The organism is Nitrincola lacisaponensis, assembly GCF_000691225.1.
GTDB lineage: Bacteria > Pseudomonadota > Gammaproteobacteria > Pseudomonadales > Balneatricaceae > Nitrincola > Nitrincola lacisaponensis.
On record NZ_JMSZ01000013.1, the window covers coordinates 1 to 20654 of the forward strand.

At 50.8% G+C, this 20654-nt stretch carries 16 protein-coding genes; 3 read left to right on the forward strand and 13 right to left on the reverse strand.

Annotation, left to right across the window (positions count from 1 at the left end):
* Positions 1–263: 263 nt before the first annotated feature.
* From ADINL_RS02180 to ilvC, 9 genes are all read right to left on the reverse strand, one after another.
* Complete coding sequence (locus ADINL_RS02180; protein WP_239644317.1) at positions 264–869, reverse strand: protein-methionine-sulfoxide reductase heme-binding subunit MsrQ; 606 nt, start codon at positions 867–869, stop codon at positions 264–266.
* On the reverse strand, positions 860–1867 hold the full coding sequence (gene msrP / locus ADINL_RS02185; RefSeq protein WP_036543487.1) for a protein-methionine-sulfoxide reductase catalytic subunit MsrP: 1008 nt from the start codon (positions 1865–1867) through the stop codon (positions 860–862). Before msrP ends, ADINL_RS02180 begins: the two co-directional genes overlap by 10 nt.
* Positions 1868–1913: 46 nt before the next feature.
* On the reverse strand, positions 1914–2696 hold the full coding sequence (pssA, locus tag ADINL_RS02190) for a CDP-diacylglycerol--serine O-phosphatidyltransferase (protein WP_036543490.1): 783 nt from the start codon (positions 2694–2696) through the stop codon (positions 1914–1916).
* Positions 2697–2758: 62 nt separating this feature from the next.
* Complete coding sequence (locus ADINL_RS02195; protein WP_051632485.1) at positions 2759–3724, reverse strand: patatin-like phospholipase family protein; 966 nt, start codon at positions 3722–3724, stop codon at positions 2759–2761.
* A gap of 573 nt (positions 3725–4297) precedes the next feature.
* Positions 4298–7291 carry a response regulator gene (locus tag ADINL_RS02200; protein WP_036543496.1) on the reverse strand — a complete coding sequence of 998 codons (2994 nt, stop codon included), beginning with the start codon at positions 7289–7291 and terminating at the stop codon, positions 4298–4300.
* A complete protein-coding gene (locus tag ADINL_RS02205; protein ID WP_036543500.1) occupies positions 7288–9759 on the reverse strand; it encodes an ATP-binding protein in 2472 nt (823 codons plus the stop codon). The genes ADINL_RS02200 and ADINL_RS02205 overlap by 4 nt, the downstream gene beginning before the upstream one ends.
* A 26-nt stretch (positions 9760–9785) precedes the next feature.
* Entirely contained in the window at positions 9786–11435 is a 1650-nt protein-coding gene (locus tag ADINL_RS02210; RefSeq protein ID WP_036543503.1) for a diguanylate cyclase, read from the reverse strand.
* Complete coding sequence (locus tag ADINL_RS02215) at positions 11428–11817, reverse strand: response regulator (protein ID WP_036543506.1); 390 nt, start codon at positions 11815–11817, stop codon at positions 11428–11430. Before ADINL_RS02215 ends, ADINL_RS02210 begins: the two co-directional genes overlap by 8 nt.
* Positions 11818–12002: 185 nt before the next feature.
* Entirely contained in the window at positions 12003–13019 is a 1017-nt protein-coding gene (ilvC, locus tag ADINL_RS02220; protein WP_036543510.1) for a ketol-acid reductoisomerase, read from the reverse strand.
* A gap of 140 nt (positions 13020–13159) precedes the next feature.
* Between ilvC and ilvY the strand changes: the two genes are divergently transcribed.
* Together ilvY and ADINL_RS02230 are read left to right on the forward strand one after the other, a co-directional pair.
* Entirely contained in the window at positions 13160–14056 is an 897-nt protein-coding gene (ilvY, locus tag ADINL_RS02225; RefSeq protein ID WP_036543513.1) for an HTH-type transcriptional activator IlvY, read from the forward strand.
* A gap of 63 nt (positions 14057–14119) precedes the next feature.
* Positions 14120–15943: an SLC13 family permease gene (locus ADINL_RS02230; RefSeq protein WP_036543516.1), complete on the forward strand. Its 1824-nt coding sequence runs from the start codon at positions 14120–14122 to the stop codon at positions 15941–15943.
* Here ADINL_RS02230 and ADINL_RS02235 read toward each other — a convergent pair.
* The 3 genes from ADINL_RS02235 to ADINL_RS02245 form a co-directional block, all read right to left on the reverse strand.
* Positions 15923–16801 carry an ATP-binding protein gene (locus ADINL_RS02235; protein ID WP_036543519.1) on the reverse strand — a complete coding sequence of 293 codons (879 nt, stop codon included), beginning with the start codon at positions 16799–16801 and terminating at the stop codon, positions 15923–15925. The genes ADINL_RS02230 and ADINL_RS02235 overlap by 21 nt on opposite strands.
* An 89-nt stretch (positions 16802–16890) precedes the next feature.
* Positions 16891–17382, reverse strand: a complete 492-nt coding sequence (gene ilvN / locus ADINL_RS02240) for an acetolactate synthase small subunit (protein ID WP_036543522.1) — start codon at positions 17380–17382, stop codon at positions 16891–16893.
* A gap of 2 nt (positions 17383–17384) precedes the next feature.
* Positions 17385–19106, reverse strand: a complete 1722-nt coding sequence (locus ADINL_RS02245) for an acetolactate synthase 3 large subunit (RefSeq protein ID WP_036543525.1) — start codon at positions 19104–19106, stop codon at positions 17385–17387.
* 396 nt (positions 19107–19502) lie between these two features.
* Between ADINL_RS02245 and ADINL_RS02250 the strand changes: the two genes are divergently transcribed.
* Entirely contained in the window at positions 19503–19775 is a 273-nt protein-coding gene (locus tag ADINL_RS02250) for a hypothetical protein (protein ID WP_036543528.1), read from the forward strand.
* A 26-nt stretch (positions 19776–19801) separates the two neighbouring features.
* Here the strand turns inward: ADINL_RS02250 and ADINL_RS02255 are convergent, their stop codons facing one another.
* Positions 19802–20653, reverse strand: coding sequence for a 23S rRNA (adenine(2030)-N(6))-methyltransferase RlmJ (locus tag ADINL_RS02255; RefSeq protein WP_036543531.1), 852 nt, complete (start codon positions 20651–20653; stop codon positions 19802–19804).
* Position 20654 lies beyond the last annotated feature (1 nt).

The following is a 20654-nucleotide window of genomic DNA, read 5'->3' on the forward strand; positions in this document are numbered from 1 at the left end:
TAAAGAGCGTGCCGATCAACTCGGTGTTTTGAGTTGTCTCAAGCGAGGTGCGTATTCTACCGAGTCGCACCGCCGTGTCAAGCATTTTGTTTCAGAATTTTGCAATCAACTTCCTGAAACCCACTTCACACCTGATCGATGATAGCGCTTGTTTCTCATTTAAGATCAACAGCTTAAATTATCACCAACCTGCCTGTCCCGTGCCGCCTTCAGCGATCACGTCCCAAGCGAGGCGCGAATATTACAGAGGACATCAGAGGAGGTCAACAGGTCTTGCGTGATTTTTTTGGAAATAGTTTTACCACGGCACGATAGCCCAGCAATATCAGCAGCAACGAGCCATACAATAACTGCTCAGCATAGCCAGCGCGTATCTGCATAATGAAATGCACCATGGCCAGAACGGCTGCCGGATAGATCAGCCAGTGCAAACGCACCCAGTTACGCCCAAGTCGTCGCATCCAGTAAGTCGTAGAGGTCACTGCCAGAGGCAATAACAACAATAGACTCAGCAATCCGACCACTATATAGGGCCGCTCTGTAAATTCTCGCCAGACCAAATCGACTCGCCAGCCCAGGATAAAGGTAATAAACGCCAGCAGGTGCAACACGGCATAAAAGAACGCATACAAACCCAGCATACGCCTGAAGCGTATCAGCCAACCCAACCTCGGCAAACGTCGTAATGGCGTGACGGCGAGCGTCAGCCATAAAAAACGCAACGCCCAAAGGCCGGTTGCAAGCACCAGCATCTGTGCCGGATCAGCTCCCGCCTGATCGGTGACTACCTGATACATCAGCAGCACAAACGGTGCCAGACCTGCACACCAGAACAACCACCAGATAGCGGTCCAGCGCGTCAATACCACTTGCGAAGATCCATTCCTGCATACAAGTGCGCCACTTCATCGGCATAACCATTGAACGGCTGCGTATCAATAATATCAGGATTAAAGAGTGGCGAGGGTAAACGCCGCTCAGTGGCCTGGCTCCAACGCGGATGATCGACAGCAGGATTTACATTGGCGTAGAACCCATACTCCTGCGGCGCCGACAGATTCCAGCTGGTAGCCGGCATCGTTTCTGTCAGACGAATGCTGACAATAGACTTGATGCTTTTAAAACCATACTTCCAGGGCACAACCAGACGGAACGGCGCGCCGTTCTGCGGCGGCAGGCTGTTATCATAAAGCCCCACCGCCATCAGCGTCAGCGGATGCATGGCTTCATCAATACGCAGCCCTTCTCGATACGGCCAGTCGATCGTCGAAAAGCCCGAACGCTGCCCATGCATCTGATCAGGGTCCATCAGGGTGACAAATTCGACATATTTGGCCCGACTGGTCGGCTCTGCACGCTTGAGAATATCGGCCAATGGCACCCCTATCCAGGGAATCACCATTGACCAGCCCTCAACACAACGCATGCGATAGATACGCTCTTCGAGCGCATGCGGCTGAATCAGATCCTCTAGCTCATAGTGAGCAGGCTTCGCCACTTCACCACTGATTTCAACCCGCCAGGGATCTGTACGAAAGCGCTGGGCATAGCGCTTGGGATCGCCCTTGCCCATACCGAATTCATAAAAATTGTTATGGCTCGTTACCAGGCGATAGGGCGTCAACGACTCGCGCGCTGAATAGGGACTGGGGGTACGCTCAGCACCCAGCGCCTGCTGTAGCCATTCAGGACCAGAATAGACCTGTTCACCCGACAAGTCATACCCCGCAGAGGAAGCGAACAACTGCCCTGAGGCGGCCAGACCACCCAGTGCTACAGCACCTTTCAGAAACTGACGACGCTGACGATACACCGACTCAGGGGTAATTTCCCAGGAAGGAACTGACTGCTTTTTTCCAATCAACATCACTCACCTCAAGCTTATCGGACTCACACAGTCACGATTAGACAGCTTATTTGGACAGATGTTTCTTCCTACGCACCACCCACAGGAATGGACCAGAACAGGCATACACCACAACCAGCAGCCACAGGAACAGCGCAGGGCTGATCGAAATCACCGCAATACCCAGCACGATGGCTGACAGAATGAGGAAAGGCACCTTGCCCTTGAGATCGACATCCTTAAAGCTGTAATACAGCACATTACTGACCATCAGCACGCCCGCCAAAGCCACGTATAGGGCTACCAAATAAGAGATATCGTCAGGCTCAACCTCAAACACCGTACTCATCCAGATCAAACCCGCAACAGCAGCGGCCGCTGCCGGACTCGGCAAACCGACAAAATAACGCTTATCCACAGAACCTATCTGAGTGTTGAAACGCGCCAGCCTGAGTGCGGTCCCGGCCACATACAAAAAGGCTGCAAACCACCCCAGCTTGCCCAGGTCATCCAGCGCCCAGGTAAATGCAACAATTGCCGGAGCCACACCAAAAGAGACCATATCCGCCAACGAATCATACTCAGCCCCAAACGGACTTTGCGTATTGGTCATACGTGCCACGCGACCATCCAGACCGTCGAACAGCATGGACACGAAAATCGCCATCGCAGCCGCCTCAAACTGTCCGTTCATGGAGGCAACAACCGCATAGAAACCGGAGAACAAAGCACCTGTAGTAAACAGGTTGGGCAGCAAATACACACCCTTATGAGGTTTCTGTGCCTCTGCCTCAGCCCCTTCGGTCTCTTTTGAAGTGGCGGGTGTATCCAGTGGTTCTTTATCTGTCATAAGTCACTCATTACCTGTCTGAAGATTGCTTCATTCTACTTGAGAAACACACACACCCCAAATCATCGCCGGAACAGTTGCTCGAAATCCCAGCTTGAGGCATCACCCAGTGCAGATGAATGTGTTTCAAGCCACTGCTCTGCCTGCGCCACTCCCTGCAAACGTAAAGCTTCGAGAAATCCCTTGCGGGTATCAAACCGACTGGCACCATCCAGCGAAGCAAGTACCTCATCCGGTTCAATCAGGTGCAGCCGCAAGCGCCGCCAGCGCAATTCATCACGCCCCAGCAACCAGGGGCGCTGCTGCAGATGCAGACGGTGCCGGTATATCACTTCCAGCTCACGCATAAAGGCGGTCTGAAACATCAGCTCATTCATGCGCTCTGCAATCGCCGCCGCCTGTGTTGGCACCACAGGACGCGACAACGGCTGCAACAGAATACACAACAGATCATGCGCCTGACTTTCAGTGACCAGCGGATGCAGCACCGGGTTCCCGGAAAATCCTCCATCCCAGTAATGCCGCCCTTCAATATCCACCGCTTTATGCAGGGTTGGCAGGCAGGCACTGGCCAATAGATGTTCAACAGCAAGCTCATGCTCCCGAAACAGTCTGAGCGCACCGGTTTCTACCTCAGTGGCAGCAATATACAGACGTATTTTGCCATCCGCTCTCAGCGCCTCAAAATCAACCAGCTCTTCCAGCAACTGTTTCAGCGGATTGTAATCGAACGGATTGAGATCATAAGGAGACAAATGACGCGACAGTTTGCGCCACCACTCAGCTGGCTGCCCGGATACCAGCGTGTCCGGCATCGACAGCCCTTGCCAGAAGCGCTCCAGCAAACGTCGCGCACCTTCAGCACCATCAAGGCGCCAGCCTTCCGCCAACAGGACTGCATTCATGGTACCAGCGCTGGTACCACTAATGGCCTCAGGTTCCAAACCGGCCTGTAACAAGCGATCCAGCACACCCCAGGTAAACGCACCGTGTGCACCACCACCCTGCAATGCCAACGTCAGTTTCATGTCAGATCCTCCCGCCAGTCAACTCAACTGATCATACCTGAACCCGAGAGCATCTGTGCAGCGCAAAAATAACGGAATACCTCAAAGTACAAATCTGCGCTGCCTAAAGCTGCTGATCGATCCGGCCAAATTAGCTAAAGGCTAGCATTCATCGCTTCCAGGAGTTTAGGTTTCGGACCTGTTCGCAGACTCCTAACGAATCATTTGTAAATTACCCATGAAATGACTGACCATGGTGGGGTGGATCTGAAAACGGGTGGCAATTTCGGATGTGGTCTGATCCACCTTGATGGCGGCCAGAGCGACTTTAGACTTGAATGATGCATGTAATGTTTGCGTTTCTTGCTCATGATTCTCCTCCTTGTGGAGATGATGAATCAGAGCTTAGGTACTTGTCCAAATTTCGGGATCCACTTCAGATAACTGTCGAACTCGGGAGCATGAATTAGCATTTCTGAAAACATTGGAATGCGACCAGTACCAAGGATACTTTAAGGCAATGCAAATGCTTGCAGAGGTGATTGAGCAGCAAACTTGGTTCGTTGACTAACTCAACTTTTTATTCGGCTCCATTTATCTTGCACGTCTAGATTGATGCCACTGGATACGGTCTTTAATACCCTCTAAAAGTGCGTTAGCGGTTAATTTAGACTTAAGCAATACAGCCTCCACTTTAGCTCTTTGTGTGGTCGATAACTCAGCGCCCGAGAGTATGATAATTTTTGTTTTCGGACAGGTAGCGCGAACTTCTGGAACCAGATTCCATCCAGATCCATCGGGTAGCTCAATATCCAGTAAAATGGTGTCGAAGACCTGTGTCTGTAATTGATGTCGAGCATCTTTCAAGCTTGTTGCGAAATGCATATCGACTTTATCTCCGGCCATAGCAACAATCACGCTATGTAAGTCTTTATCATCCTCTACGTGCAGCACGCGAGGAGGTTGCTCTATAGCGGCAGCAAGCTGCTGATCAATCAAATCTATCAAGCGATATTGATCAATAGGCTTTGCCAGCCAGTCAATATGTGAAACATCGCCATCCACTTCCAGCTTACCCTGTTCGATTTTTGCAGAAACAACAACAATTGGAAGATCAATGGTACGAGGATTGCCACGAAGCTGATGTATGATATCGAGTCCACTGATATCTGGTAGCATCAAGTCAAGACAGACCAGATCGAAATGAGCCTCCTCCAACATTCGCAGCGCATCATTTCCACGATAAGCGATGTCAGATTCATATCCCGCATTTTTAAGCATGATCGACAGTAAATGAGCCACATCAGGGTCGTCTTCAACCACTAAAATACGAGCGTGCAAAGCAGGACTGTCTACTCGAATCGTTGAGGTGTTGTTTTCCTTGGTTGAACGCGTGACTCGAGGCAGTTGAAAAAAGAAACGTGAGCCTTGTCCTTCCGTAGACTCGAAACCTATGCTACCACTCATATGTTCTACAAGTTCACGAGAAATCGCCAGACCCAGTCCGGTGCCTTCTTTGGCACGCGTATCAGATGCATCTGCTTGGGCGAAGCGTTGAAAAATTTTATCTCTGAAACTTAAAGAGATACCAGGTCCCTGATCTTGAACCGAGACCACCACTTCACCATCATTCACATCCAAATCCACCGTTACGGTACCATGATCAGGCGAAAACTTAATGGCATTGGAGAGGAGATTGGCCAACACTTGCATGAGCCGTTGATCATCCACTCGAACCAATAGATCGTTCTTTGCTCGATCTAAGAAATCTAACGAGACACTTCGGGAAGCACCTAAGGCCTCGTTAGCTTCGATGGCTTGCAAAATAAGCGGTTTAAGAGGTTGCTCTTGCATATTGAAATGAAGCTTACCGGAAGCAATCTTTTCAATATCCAGAAGATCATTGATGAGGTGTGCTAAGCGTTTACTATTTCGATGGGCTGTTCTGAGTAAATGATTAACTTTCTCGGGAAGCTCACCCAGCCTACCATCCACCACTAGACCGAGAGCGCCAGAAATCGAGGTTAATGGTGTGCGCAACTCATGGCTCACGGTCGATATAAATTCGCTTTTCATTTGCTCCATGCGTTTACGCACGGTGATATCTTGGGCAATACCAAGATAACCTGCGACGGATCCATCATCATTACGTACTACCGTCACCGCCAGTGAAACTGTGATATGACGACCAGACTTATGCACATAGGTCCACTCTCGGGTTTCAGAGCCCTCTCGTTCAGCAGTGACGACAAAAGTTTTAAACCCCTCTATCGGTTTTCCGAGCTCATCGCTGAGCACTTGAGCGCGAGCAATTACTTCGCTTTCAAGATGAAATACAGCTGGGGTTTGCTTATTCACCATGTCTGCTTTTGTATAGCCTAGCAGGCTCTCCGCTCCCTTATTAAAGACCGTGATGATGCCTGCTGGATTTGTCGCAATGATAGACATCTCACTCGCGGACTCGAGAAGGTTAGATAAAAACTTCTCGGTTTGATGCGCAGTCGCTTCGGCCGCGTTTCGCTCATTCGCCAAACGATTCATGGCCCTCGCCAGCGAGGCTATCTCAGGACCTCCATCAGTACTCAAGTTGCTCTCGAAGCGTGATGTTTTAGCCATGTCACTTACACGCTGTGTCATCTGTGCGAGCGGGCGCGTCAGCTTACGTGCAATCAAAGCGGCACCCGTGGTAATTAACAGAATACTAATTAAGCTCAGAGCCAGAAATCGCTTATAGGTAGCTTTAGCGGGTGCGATGACTTGGTCATAGGGGATGGCACGCAAGGCCGTCCAACCTAAATCCGTAAACTCCTGTGTCGCTATAACGTACCGTGTTCCTTGGTGAAAGACCACTGTACCCGATGGTTTTAATGCCATGGCGGCATCAACTAATTCATCAGTACCGGTAGCCGGTAACGCTTGAGGTTCAGTGAAGCGTTCTTGCATAGTCACGAACAAACGATTCTGGCGGTCAATGATAAGCGTCGATGACAAGGATTCCTCGTCCTGCAAACGGTCGGAGGGTATTAACGGCGTTTTTGATAAATCCAGGGTCCCGCCAACAAAAGCAATAATATTACCCTCCATGTTGAGTATCGGATGCAGATACGACAGTATGGGCAATCCTGTAACACGCCCTAAAATAGGCTCTGAAATGACGGGTCTCTTGCTCTCCATCGCACGTTGAAAGTGCAATCGATCGGCGTAGTTGGTGCCTAATCGGTCTGGCACAAAATCGCGCTCAGCAATGGCCGTAGCAGACGCATCAAATACCAGCAATCCACCAGGAAATTGAGCGCTGGCAACAGATGGGCGTTGCAATACGCTTTGCAGTAACATGGGAGATAAAAGCTCTCCATCTTCATTGACGATTCTTGCTGAGAAGGCTTCAAGGCTGAGCAAACGCTGTTGTTGAATCAATTCGACCTCAGCCACTAACCGCTCGATTTTTGCTTGTTCCCGCTCCGCCACTAAAGCCTCATAGTTCGAGGCAAGTAGTTGGTAAACGGTCAACGACATGCCTACAGCAAGCAAGCCACTGGCGAGCACGAGGAGTAAAGTGATTCGGGACGTCAGGGAAAATCGATTCATGAATTAACCTCATGCTGGAGTAGGATGTAAAACTCACTCCCACCGCCTTGAGCCTTTCGGTAATGAACCTCACCACCTAATTGATGGATGATTTCTTGAGTAATGGCTAAACCCAGGCCTGTGCCCGGTACTCGCCGCGTATCTGAACTATCCGCTTGGGAAAACCGCTTGAATAGCTGGTGTTGAAACTCTGCAGGAACACCCGGCCCATGATCGCGAATACTGATCTTTATACTTTGATCTGAAGGTGTTACTGATACCTCTACACAACCATTTTCTGGAGAATACTTTACGGCGTTCGACAGTAGGTTGGTTAGTACCTGGATCAACCTTGGACCATCAACACAAATAGACAATTCTGGCCAGCTCTCTGGTTTTGAAATGCTCACCCGGTGCTGCTCGCTATAGCTCTGCATCAAGTCTATGGCTTCATCCAGCAGTCCGCCAAGAGGCTGAACGCTCAGATTCATCCTCATTTTTCCAGCAACCAGCTTCTCCATATCCAGTAAGTCATTGATCAGCTCATTTAAGCGCTGAGCATTACGTTCTGCTTTTGATAATAGAGGCATAGCCTTTTCAGGCAAGGCTCCTACAGCACCACCAATAAGCAAACTTAAGGCTCCTTTGATCGAAGTGAGCGGGGTACGTAATTCATGACTGACAGTGGCTATAAATTGATCTTTCATTCGATCAAGTTTATGGCGATCGGAAATATCTTCTATCAGTGACCAAATAACCTGACGCCCATCCATTTCTTCAGTGAGGATGCCTTGCAACCTGACAGGGTAGCAACTTCCATCTTTTCGAATGTATTCTTTTTCAAACGGACCGTAACGTCCGGTGGTTTGCAAACTCACGAGTGCCTGCTCTTCTTTTGGACGATACTTCTCTGGTGTTAGATCCCAATAGCTCAGTGCCATAAACTCTTCTTTTGAATAACCTGAAGGTTTTAATAGCGCTTCATTACCATCTAAAAAAACACCAGTTTGAAAATCATTCAACGCGATTCCGATAGGCGAAAAGTCAAACAGTCCTCGCAAGCGAGCCTCACTGCTTGCGAGCATGCGCCGTGCGGACTCATATTCATGAATATCCTGTAAATAACCATGCCATAACACGCTGCCATCGAGAAGCCTTTCTGGTCGAGCCTGGCCAGATATCCAGCGATAGTTTTCCTGTTGGTCACTGACACGAAAAGTAGCCTGCCAGTTTTCCAGTGTCGCAGCGGAGTGTTCTATAGAAGCTCTGATATTATCTATATCATCCTTATGAATCCTTGCAAAAGCTGGACTGGCATCTTCTGCCGCCTGCTCAGGTGTGATGCCGTAGAGTGACTCAATTTGGGGCGAGCTGAAGGGAAACGTAAAACTACCATCAGGGAAACGACGAAACTGAAATACGGTGCCGGGTAGTTGCGCCATCAGTTTTGTAAGGCGCTCATTTTTCATACTGGAATCAAGCGTATTGGAGAACCAACGACTTAATAATCGAATAAAGGCCTCTTCACTTTTACTAAAGGGCGTTACACGAGTCGTACATGATATGAAACTCAAGGTTCCAAAGCATCTTCCTTCAGCCTCAATGGCAACGCTGACAACGGCTTTAGCGGGATAGAATGATTCTTTGAGTTGTAAATGATAGGGATGCTCGTGAGTGTTATTGATAAACAGCTCTCGCGAAATGAGGTCTAATGCGTCTGAGAATATGAGCTGACACCAAGTGCTTTTCAAATCAAATTGCTGACCATGATCAAGGGTAACATCTATGCCTTTGTCGAGCCAACGGAGAGTATAGGTATTTTCTTCAATTTGACTTAAATAAGCACAATCCATTTTCAAGAACTGCCTAGCGAGCTGTAAGGCATGGGTAAACTTACGGTCTAAGGTATCCAGTGAATTAAATGCAATGGTATTGAGCAACTGTAAGACATCACGACTGGAGTCTAGCTGCGAGCGCATAAGTTCGGTTGCTTGTCGCATTGCTTCATCCTGATGAACCAATGTCTCAACCGTGGCAGCTAAGTCAACCAGCACAGAAACTTCTTCTGGCGTCAGGAATCGTGGTTGAACATCAATAATGCACAGTGTACCAATAGCAAAGCCCGCTTTTGTTACGATAGGCACGCCAGCATAAAACCGAATATTAGGCGGACCTGTGACTAGGGGGTTATCAACGAAACGGAAGTCCTTCAGTGTATCACTTACAATCAAGGGCTGCGTATCTAATATTGCATGACCACAAAAGGAAATATTTCGCGGTGTTTCTGTAACCTCTAAGCCCTGACATGATTTAAACCATTGCCTATCCTGGTCAACTATGGATACCAGCGCAATAGGGACTGAAAATACAGAACATGCCAAGCGTGTGATTCGATCAAAACGCTCATCTACACCCTTTGCAATAAGCCCGGTATCATCAAGTGCACACTGTCGCTCGATTTCATTGACCGGCTTCTCTGGTATTTTCATACACTTGTCCTGAATTAATATTTATTTTAGCCCTCGGCCAGTCTGACTTGATTCCGCCCACTCTGCTTAGCACAGTACAGCGCTTTGTCTGCACGTTCCAAAAGCTCCTGTGGTGAGTCATTCGGGTAAGTTGCATTGTCGGCTATTCCTGCCGATAAGGTGCATGAAAACTCCACATCCTTAGCACTAAACTGTATTTTAGCAAACATTTGCCGCAGCTCTTCGACCTTGCGCAGCGCATCATTAGCGCTGCAGTCCACCAGCACAAGCGCGAACTCTTCTCCGCCATAGCGCCCTAACTTATCGATTCGTCTAAAAAACTGCTTCAGCAAGGTGCCAACCGCCGCAATGACACTATCACCTGCGGCGTGCCCATAGGTGTCGTTTACTCGCTTAAAATGATCAATATCAAGCATGACCAAGCTGAAATGTGAACTTGAGTTACGTTGAGCATACAACCATTGGGCATGTACGGCTTCTTTGATACTGGCGTGTTTTAACAGTCCAGTCAGACCATCCTGAGTGAGAGAAGCCTCAAATTGACGTATTTTTTGGACACGCGCACGGCAAAGTCCGACCAAGTGCGCATCATCAATAGCACCTTCTATCAAGGTAAAGTTGCTTAAGAGCATTGCTTTTTGACGGATCTGAGCATTAGGATTCATGCACGAATACACTACAGGTGTAAACGTCCAGCGTTCGAATTGTTCAAGAATAGCGCCTATTTCTGTACCGATAACACCTTCTCGATAATGAAGTATCAGAATCATTTCAGGGTTGAAGTCGCGTAGAGCGTTCAATAAGTTAGCTGGCTGATTCAAATTGAAGATGCTCATACCAGCCCTTTCCAGTATTGCCCCTTTAGCATCAGCAACGTATTGCTCTTCTCCAACAATCAAAATACGTTCTGGCTCTGCACCATGTGTGTTTAGAACCTGAACGATTTTGGTCGTCAGTTCGACAATATTTAGCGGCTTAATGAAATAACCACTGCCGAAACTGCGAATAGCATTCAACCGGGCTTGAAAGCCATCTTCTCCACCGGTAAAAAAAATAGGACATCCTATGTGCTGCAACTTATGCTGCCAAAACGCCACGGGCTGCTGAGAAAGTTGCTGCAAGTCACCCGCGCGGTGATCAACTAGCAATAAATCAGGGGGCTCACTGCCAAGCTGCGACAGTTCATCTGCATCCTGCAGGCAAGTCACTTGAAAACCGAATAACTCAAGCTGCTGAGCAGTGTATTCCAAGAGCATGGCATCACGCTCTACCAACACGATATGGGGCTTATCCATGTGAGCGTGTCTATGAAGAATAGATACGCCTGATGGAGCATCCTGAGTTGCGTTTTTATCCAACGCATCATGGAGGCTGGCCAACCAGGTGGATGTATCAATGCTTATCGGGTTAATAGCATTATCACCTGACTGCAAGTCATTAATAATCAGTTCGTATTGACGGGCGAGGAGCCCAAACTGGTGATAACCAAACGTACCCGCTGAGCCCGCCAACTTATGCAGATGAGCGTGCAGGATTGACAGGTCGCTTTTCGAGTCTATGGGTGTATCCAACAGTTCACCCAGCTCTTTGAGCTCAGCGTTCAAGCGGTTGCGATAAGATTCTCTGAGGCTATCGAGTCGACTTATAACTTCCTCATTCACTGTCGGCTTAGACATGGTACGCTTTCCAGATCGCACGAATTTCATCCGCTAGCGCCATTGGATCAAAGGGCTTCGCGATGACATTTTTTACGCCCATTGCGTGGTAACGCTGTAACTCATCTGGATGGACTTTTGCCGTCATAAAAACTACAGGAGTGTTAGATAGCACAGACCCCTGATTAATAAGCGCTTGCAGGGTTTCAGGACCATCCATACCCGGCATCATGACATCCAGCAGTATCAACTGAGGCGCAAACTCGTCAACTTCTAAGAGTGCCTTTTCACCTGATTCACAAACACGAACCGTTAAGCCACCGACATCCTGAAGTGCAATTAATGCAATTTCTCGAATATCAATATCATCTTCTACGTAGAGTACACGTTGCAGACTATCCATTGACTAATCTCATTTCAAACCTCAACCGAATAAATTTCAATGAAAAGAATGAGGTAGTTTAAGAAGTTTAGATATGACTATAGCTTAGAGAAGATAAACCATACAAATTTTGACGGGCAACTTCTAAAAAAACCCGGAGCGCCTTAGCGGTCCGGGTTTCGGGCTGTACACACAGGTTGTGCGTATCAGTTCTTGGACTTGTCAACCAGCTGGTTAGCAGTGATCCAGGGCATCATGGCACGCAGTTTGCCACCCACCTGCTCAATCGGATGCGCCGCATTGTTACGACGACGTGCAGTCATGGAAGGATAGTTGGTCGCACCTTCGCTGATGAACATCTTGGCGTACTCACCGCTCTGAATGCGTTTCAGGGCATTGCGCATCGCTTCGCGGGACTGCTCATTGATAACTTCAGGACCCGTCACATACTCACCGTACTCCGCATTATTGGAGATAGAGTAGTTCATGTTGGCGATGCCGCCTTCGTACATCAGGTCAACAATCAGTTTCAGCTCGTGCAAGCACTCGAAGTAAGCCATTTCAGGTGCATAACCGGCTTCAACCAGAGTCTCGAAGCCCATTTTGACCAGCTCAACAGCACCACCACAGAGTACAGCCTGCTCACCGAACAGGTCAGTTTCAGTCTCATCCTTGAAGGTTGTTTCGATGATACCGGTACGACCACCACCAACACCTGATGCATAAGACAGGGCAACATTTTTCGCATTGCCGGATGCATCCTGGAAGATCGCGATCAGATCAGGAATACCGCCACCCTTGACGAACTCGGAGCGAACAGTATGGCCTGGTGCTTTCGGTGCAATCATGATGACATCCAGATCTTTGCGTGGCTCGATCTGGTTGTAATGAATAGAGAAGCCGTGCGCAAACGCCAGCGTTGCACCCTGCTTGATGTTGGGCTCAATTTCAGCCTTGTACAGCTGCCCCTGGAACTCGTCAGGTGTCAGGATCATGACCAGATCAGCAGACTTGACTGCATCTGCAACATCCGCCACTTTCAGACCAGCCGCTTCAGCCTTGGCACGTGAAGAAGATCCGGCACGCAGACCTACAGTCACATCAACGCCAGAATCTTTCAGGTTGCATGCATGCGCATGGCCCTGAGAACCGTAACCGATGATAGACACTTTCTTGCCACGGATGATGGACAGATCGCAATCCTTATCGTAATAAACCTGCATGACGCTACTCCAGAATTAAGTTAATCGGGGTTGCACCTGAATGTGCAATGGCGCCACTCTACTGGATTCGATTCATTGCGTAAAATGATATATTTGCAATACTATATTTCATAAAATGAAATAATTAACCGGGACAGACTATGGACACCAAGAGCCTGCAGCACTTCCTGACACTGGCAGACACGCTGCACTTCAGCCGCGCCAGCGCCGCCTGTCATGTCAGTCCATCGACGCTTAGCCGGACCATCAAGCAACTGGAAGATGACCTCGGCGTCACCCTGTTTATTCGCGACAATCGCAGCGTGACCCTGACACCGGAAGGCCAACGCCTGCAGGCCTATGCCCGTGACACCCTGTCGCAATGGCAAACCCTGCGCAGCAGCCTGCAGGCAGACCAGCATCAACTGCAGGGTGAATTGAGCATGTACTGTTCAGTCACGGCCAGTTACAGCTTTTTGTACGACATATTGAGCCGCTTCCGGCAAACCCATCCGCGTATTGAAATCAAGCTGCATACTGGCGACCCTGCCGAAGCGACCCAACGTGTACAAAACAACACCGAGGACATTGCCATCGGTGCACGACCCGACCAGTTACCCAGTGAAATCGCCTTCCGTCCCATTACCCGTTCACCGCTGGTGTTCATTGCACCGGCAGATCAACCGGAACTGATCCAGCAGCTTAGCGACAGCAAAAACACCAGCGCCTGGCAGCATACCCCGATGATTCTGTCAGAGTCCGGTCTGGCACGGAAACGCTCCGATCAGTGGTTCAGACAACAAGGCATCAAACCTCGTATTTATGCCCAGGTTGCCGGTAATGAGGCGATTGTCAGCATGGTCAGCCTTGGATTTGGTGTTGGCCTGGTGCCTCAGATCGTACTGGACAACAGCCCACTGGCCAATCGCGTCAGCGTGCTGCACACGACGCCGGCACTACCGGCATTTGAGGTCGGCATTTTCGTACTGGAAAAGAAACTGCGGCACCCTTTGATTCATGCCTTCTGGTCACAGCTGGACACCGCCATTGAAGATTGAAAAATTGTCCGGTTAAAACGATCATGTGCGCTTCTGTTAATACCCTTAAGAGTTCCAGGTGTTATGACTCCCGATATGCTGTTTGTTTTTGGCCTGCTGGCCGCCACCATTGTGCTGTTTATTATCGACAAGATTCGCATGGATATTGTCGCCCTGATGGTCGTGGTCGTACTGGCCCTGTCCGGTATTATCACACCGACTGAAGCGGTCTCCGGATTTGGCAACAGTGTGGTAATCATGATTGCCGGTTTGTTTGTTGTGGGTGAAGGCCTGTTTCGCACCGGTGTCGCAGCCGCGGCCGGCAACTGGCTCCTTCGTGTCGGGGGTGACAGCGAAACCCGACTGCTGCTGTTCCTACTGCCAGTAGTCGCCGTGCTCTCGGCCTTTATGAGTTCAACCGGGGCCGTTGCCCTGTTGATTCCGGTGGTTTTGAGCATGGCCCGTAAATCCGGCATGCAACCGGGACGCTTGCTGATGCCACTGGCCTTTGCCGCCCTGATCGGCGGCATGCTGACACTGATCGGGACACCACCCAACATCATCGTCAGTGGTCAGATGCGTGAAGCCGGACTGGAACCCTTCTCGTTTTTTGACTTCACCCCGATCGGCCTGGCAATTCTGGTGATCGGCTGCCTTTACCTGGTTTTCATCGGCCGCTTCCTGCTGCCATCCAGCGAAGTTCGCGACCCTGACAGCAGCCACCCGAAGCTCAGCGAATTTGCTGAACGCTACGGCATAACCAACCAGCTTCATAAACTGATCATTCAGCCTGGCAGCCCCCTGACAGGCAAAACGCTCGCGGATGTGGGTCTGAGAACGCATTACGAAATCACCGTATTTGCGATTCAGCGCAGTGGCACTCTGCTGTCCACACTGATGCCGGTACTGTCAAACACCCGCATGCAGCCTCTTGATACACTGGTTGTTTATGGTACCGAAGCTCAGGTTGATGCCTTTGCTGCCGCTTGTATGGTAAGGCGCCAGGGCTTCCCGGAGCGGGAGATCATGAAGGTTCAGGAGCAGTTTGGTGTCGCCGAAGTGCTGTTGCCGCCCGACTCAACACTGGTCAATCAATCGCTGAAAGAAGGGCGCTTCAGAGAAAGGTTCAACCTCAGCGTCACCGGGGTGCGTCGTCAAAATACACCGCTGGCCACCGAATTTGCCATCACCAAACTGGCGGCCGGAGACACGCTGCTGCTGGCTGGCAGTTGGGAGCATATCCGCAAACTGGAAAACCATCGTGATCTGGTGGTGCTGGAAACACCCGCAGAAATGCACGAGCTGGCCAGCAATGCCAGCAAAGCACCCGTGGCTATTGGTATTATGCTGGCAATGCTGGTGGTGATGACTAGCGGCCTCCTGCCCAACCTGACGGCCATTCTGGTGGCTGCGCTGGCAATGATCATTACCGGCTGTGTCAATATTAATGAGGCATATCGATCCCTGAACGCCACCAGTCTGGTACTGATTGCCGGTATGTTACCCCTGGCACTGGCCATGGAATCCAGCGGCGCCCTGAGCTATGTCGTCCACCTGTTGGTAGACCAGTATGGCAATGCCGGACCCTTGTTGCTCTGTACCGGCCTGTTCCTGCTGACCTCGGTGCTCAGTCAGTTTATTTCCAATACGGCCACCACCGTACTGGTAGCGCCCATTGCACTGACAGCAGCACAACTGCTGGGTCTGAATCCTGAGCCCTTCATGATGGTTGTCGCAATCGCCGCCTCTACCGCCTTTGCCACACCCATCGCCTCGCCGGTGAATACGCTGGTGATCGCCCCGGGCAATTACCGCTTTGTCGATTTTGCCAAAGTGGGGATTCCCTTGCAGGTACTGGCACTGATCACCACACTGCTGCTGGTCCCCTTACTCTTCCCGTTTGAGTAACGTCTGACCCACCCAGTAACGGGCGAACTGTTGCGCCACGCGCCCGTTACGAACACCCCGGCCCTGTGCAAAACGGATCGCTTCCAGTTGCAGGGCCTCATCCCACTCCAGACTCACCGCATAGCGCTGACCCAGCACCTCAACCCAGTGTTGCGCCGCACGCAAAAAGGTTGGCTGATCAAAGGGATAAAAGCCAATCCATTCACCAAACCGGTCAGACAGGGATATTTTTTCCTCGATGGCATCACCGGGGTGCAACTCACCCTGTACCCACTCAGCCTGAAGATTATCCGCTGCGGCCTCTGGTAACAGATGGCGTCGATTCGATGTGGCATAGAGCAACACATGATCGGGCGTTCGTGACAAAGCGCCGTCCAGCGCACTTTTCAGCCGCTTGTAGCTGACATCATCCTCTTCGAATGACAGATCATCACAGTAGATAATGAAACGCCAGGGCTGTGCTGACAAGGCATCCAGAATATAGGGCATCTGTATCAGGTCTTCACGATCCACCTGTACCAGTCTTAGCCCCTGAGCAGCATAATCCTGCAGCAAGGCTCTCACCAGAGACGACTTGCCCGTACCCCGTGCGCCCCACATCAACACATTATTGGCAGGCAGACCGGCCAGAAACTGTCGCGTATTGGCAACCACCCGTCCGCGCTGCGCCTCAATACCCACCAGATCGGACAGACTGACCGGGCTGTCGGCAACAATCGGTATCAGAGCACCCTGGCCCTGCTCGACCCGCCAGACAGCCGCAGTCTGCACAGACCAGTCAAATACCGGAGCGGGCGGCGCAACAGATGCTTCCAGCGCAGTCGCGATCCGTTCCAGCAACGAATGCAATTTCTTCATGCAAGACTCTCCTCAGCACACAGACATACACGGCATAAAAAAGCCGTTCGGATGAACGGCTTTTCAACACATCAATACATCGTTCGGGATCAGATGGTCAAGACCTTCTCGCCACGGGCGATACCAGATACACCGGAACGTACCACTTCCATAATGCTGGCATTACCCAGCGAAGCGATAAATGCATCCAGTTTGTCGCTGGAACCTACCAGCTGTACGGTGTAGGTATTGGGGGTGATATCGATAATCTGTCCACGGAAAATGTCCGCCGTGCGCTTGATCTCGGCACGCATCTGGCCATTCGCCTTGAACTTGATCATCATCAGTTCACGCTCAATATGCTCACCTTCCGACAGGTCAACCACCTTCACCACATCAATCAGCTTGTTCAGCTGCTTGGTGATCTGCTCAATCACACGATCATCACCCGTGGTCATGACCGTCATTCGTGACAGGGTTTCATCGTCGGTCGGCGCAACCGTCAAGGATTCAATGTTGAAGTTACGCTGGGAGAAAAGCCCAACCACACGCGACAAAGCACCCGGTTCGTTTTCCATCAAAACTGAAATGATATGTCTCATGATCAGGTCCTCTCCGTCTTGCTCAACCACATATCCCGCATAGAGCCTCGCGGCACCTGCATGGGATACACATGCTCAAACGGATCAACGTAGATATCCATGAACACCAGACGGTCTTTCAGTGCAAAGGCTTCACGCATTGCACCTTCCAGGTCGGAATAACGGGTGACTTTCATGCCCACATGACCATAGGACTCTGCCAGCTTGATGAAGTCCGGCAAGGAGTTCATATACGACTGCGAGTGACGAGACTCATAGTTCATATCCTGCCATTGACGCACCATGCCCAGGGACTGGTTGTTCAGACAGATGATTTTCACCGGAATATCGTACTGCTTGCAGGTCGACAGCTCCTGAATATTCATCTGAATACTGCCTTCACCTGTTACACAGGCGACATCTGCATCCGGGAAGTTCAGCTTGATACCCATCGCCGCGGGCAGACCAAAGCCCATGGTGCCGAGACCACCGGAATTGATCCAACGATTGGGCTTGTTGTACTTGTAGTACTGCGCAGCAAACATCTGATGCTGGCCCACATCGGAGCAGACATAGGCATCACCATTGGTGACCCGGGACAGCATTTCGATAACCTGCTGCGGCTTCATCAGCTCAGAATCATCGGTGCGGTAGCGGCCACCGTGACGTCCACGCCATTCATCAATCTGTTTCCACCAGGCCGTGATTGCATCGGCATCCGGACGCTTTTTGCTGTCCTTGACCAGATCAATCATCTCTTCCAGCACCACTTTGGCTGGCCCGACGATGGGCACATCCGCCTGAATGGTTTTGGAGATAGACGCCGGATCGATATCGATGTGAACGATACGCGCCGTCGGACAGAACTTGTCCACACCATTGGTTACACGGTCATCAAAACGTGCACCCACTGCCAGAATCAGGTCACTGTGGTGCATGGCCATATTGGCTTCATAGGAACCGTGCATCCCCAGCATGCCGACGAACTGACGGTCGGTACCCGGAAAACCACCCAGGCCCATCAGTGTATTGGTCACCGGATAGTTCAGCAGATGCGCCAGTTGCGTCAGCTCGGCACTGGCGTCGCCCATAATGACACCACCACCGGTGTAGATCATCGGACGCTTGGCCGCCAGCAACATATCCACAGCCTTGCGAATCTGTCCTGAATGCCCTTTGGTCACCGGGTTGTAAGACCGCAGTTTCACCGACTTGGGGTACTCATACGGGAAACGCTCTGTCGGTGTCGTCATATCTTTGGGGATATCGATGACCACTGGCCCGGGACGACCTGTCTGGGCAATGTAAAATGCTTTTTTGATAATGGTCGGGATATCTTCAGCACGTGTCACGGTGAAGTTGTGCTTCACGATGGGACGGGAGATACCCAGCATATCGGTTTCCTGGAAGGCATCTTCACCGATCAGGAAGCTCATGACCTGACCTGTGATCACCACCATCGGAATGGAGTCCATATATGCGGTCGCAATACCGGTAACCGCATTGGTTGCGCCAGGACCGGATGTTACCAGAGCAACACCCGGTTTATTGGTTGCGCGGGCATAGGCGTCCGCCATATGCGTCGCAGCCTGCTCGTGGCGCACCAGGATATGCTCGACTTCATCCTGCTGGAACAGCGCATCGTACACATGTAGCAATGCGCCGCCGGGATAGCCGTAGATGTACTTAACACCCTCATCACGGAGGGCGCGTACTACCATTTCTGCGCCTGAAAGTAATTCCACTCTGTATTCCTCTACTCAGCACCGATCTCATGTCGGCATTAAACAGCTAAAAGTTCTGTATGCGGCGCTGGCCAGAGTAAAGGATCTCTCACCCTGTCAGACCTGTCTGAGATTTAAGCTGGGTACTGCTTAACCTGTCGGAGTAACCGGGGATGTCCTCATGCAATCCGACAGCTGATATTATCGCGAATAAGCCCGGTATTTTGGCATTGTGTCAATCAGGGTTCAACCTTATTAGGAGGCTGTTTTGTGCCTAATTTCGTTACATTTGGACTAAAGGGGGACAGCAACGCAACGATTTCGATTGCACTCCATTCGCGGCAGCTATTTTTTCCTGCCGAATAAACAGCTAAGCTGTCAGGTAACGATTCGTCTTTTCAGTCGAGGACACTGAGTATGAGTAACAATATTGCTGAGATTAAAAACAAAGAACGCGTCATTAACGAGCTGATGCGCTTCATTCGCAAAGTACTGGCAGACCCGCAAATCTGCGACAAGGCCCTTGCCATTGCACGTAAACATATCGACCAGAAAGATGCGGATCACCTGATTGCTGACGAGCTGTCCGCCCTGACCAGCGTCAAAATCCCGACCGAGTTCAGTGATGCCGACAAGCTGTTCCTGCACGTCCTGAAAGAAGTGGTGCGTGACGAGCAGGCGCTCTACTAAACGATCACACGCCGCCTGAAGATGCCTCAGCTATCTGCAGGCGGTGGTGCCAGCCAGGTCAGTTGGCAGGTTGCCCCGTCACGCTGACGCAGCACGTCCACCAGCCAGGGTTCCGCCTGCTGAAGCGTCTGATCCAGCTGCCAGGGAGGATTAACGATCAACATCCCGCTGCCGTACATCCCCTGTTCCGCTTCTGCCCCGATGGTCAGCTCAGAACACAACATATTCTGAATCCCCGTTCGGCGTATCGACTCCAGCATCATTTTCCAGCGCCGCGACGGCAGCAACGGATACCAGATGGCAAAGCATCCATTCGGCCAGCGCTTCAGTGCTTTCGGCAGGAACTCAGCCACCTGATCGTATTCAGATTTCACCTCATAAGAAGGATCGATCAATACCAGCCCCCGGTTTGGCTTGGGCGGCAACAGCGACAGCACCCCTTCATAGCCATCCCGGTGATGCACACCTACGCCCGGATGAGTGGCAAAGGCCTGCTTGAGTTGCCTCGCCTCACCCGGATGCAGTTCCATCAAATGCAACTGATCCCCTTCCCGCGCCATACCTGCGGCCAGTGCCGGCGATCCGGGATAATGCGACAGCACGGCATCCGTATTCACTGCCTTAACCTGATCCAGGTACAACGCCACTGACTCAGGCAGATCTGTTGCCGTCCAGAGCCGGGCAATACCCTGCTGAAACTCGGCGGTTTTGGCAGACTGCTCGGAATCCAGCGCATAAAAAGCTTTACCGGAATGGGTTTCCAGATAACTCCAGGGCTTGGCCTTACGGTTCAGCGCCTGAAGCAGGCACACTAACAGATGGTGCTTGTGCAGATCGGCAAAGTTGCCAGCATGGAAGCCGTGCAAATAACTCAACATG